Genomic DNA, 543 nt, shown 5'->3' with positions numbered 1-543 from the left:
GGAAACGATTCTCCATAGAAAGGAGGTGATCCAGCCGCACCTTCCGATACGGCTACCTTGTTACGACTTCACCCCAATCATCTACCCCACCTTCGGCGGCTGGCTCCCTTGCGGGTTACCCCACCGACTTCGGGTGTTGTAAACTCTCGTGGTGTGACGGGCGGTGTGTACAAGACCCGGGAACGTATTCACCGCGGCATGCTGATCCGCGATTACTAGCAATTCCGACTTCATGTAGGCGAGTTGCAGCCTACAATCCGAACTGAGACCGGCTTTTCTAGGATTGGCTCCACCTCGCGATTTCGCTTCCCGTTGTACCGGCCATTGTAGTACGTGTGTAGCCCAGGTCATAAGGGGCATGATGATTTGACGTCATCCCCACCTTCCTCCGGTTTGTCACCGGCAGTCTGCTTAGAGTGCCCAGCTTGACCTGCTGGCAACTAAGCATAAGGGTTGCGCTCGTTGCGGGACTTAACCCAACATCTCACGACACGAGCTGACGACAACCATGCACCACCTGTCTCCTCTGTCCCGAAGGAAAGG

At 55.6% G+C, this 543-nt stretch carries 1 rRNA gene; it reads right to left on the bottom strand.

Features of this window, described 5'->3' with window-relative positions:
• Positions 1 to 18: 18 nt before the first annotated feature.
• Positions 19 to 543 (bottom strand): 16S ribosomal RNA (locus tag ACL9RM_RS26475); the annotation flags it as partial.

The sequence above is a fragment of the Paenibacillus sp. S29 genome, assembly GCF_049319765.1.
Taxonomy (GTDB): domain Bacteria; phylum Bacillota; class Bacilli; order Paenibacillales; family Paenibacillaceae; genus Paenibacillus; species Paenibacillus polymyxa_B.
Note: the sequence above shows the minus strand (reverse complement) of the source record. Positions and strands in the feature narration are given on the sequence as shown.